Below are 430 nucleotides of genomic sequence, written 5' to 3'. Positions count from 1 at the left end.
CGGCGATTTGTTTTTGTTCGTCCAAAGGTGGGAGGGGAATTGGCGTCTTCAACAGATGATCTTTCAGGATTCGACCCACCGTAGATCCTCCAGATTGTGCTGTTAGATAGTTTTGTACGTAGGGATGACGTATCGCGGCTTGTAAGAATCTATTATCAACACCAACTGTTCTAAAAGTAATAATCCGCCTTGTCGGCATGAATGTTCCCTTCGGATATAATGCCACCTTTCCAACGGGTGCCTCTGTCGTGATTATTAGATCACCGGCTTTGGGGACACCTCGATTAAGCTTTTCTTCGTAGGTTTCCCGAGATACATATCTCTCTTCATCGAATACAATCTCGCTATCTTGGATATTTCCGCTCGAAATCACAGGTATTCCTGATTCGGAATAGGGGGGCGTTTTTCCTCGATAATCAATATCATACGC

Annotated in this window: 1 protein-coding gene; it reads right to left on the bottom strand. The window is 44.7% G+C overall.

Annotated features, from left to right (window positions below; translation table 11 throughout):
* Positions 1 to 430: restriction endonuclease subunit S (locus EXE44_RS18290; protein WP_199241281.1), on the bottom strand; the 430-nt coding region annotated here is incomplete at both ends.

Origin of the sequence: Halorubrum sp. SS7 (genome assembly GCF_005435055.1) — an archaeon.
GTDB classification, from domain to species: Archaea; Halobacteriota; Halobacteria; order Halobacteriales; family Haloferacaceae; genus Halorubrum; species Halorubrum salinarum.
The sequence above is the reverse complement of the archived record's forward strand: the minus strand, read 5'-3'. Positions and strand labels throughout refer to the sequence as shown.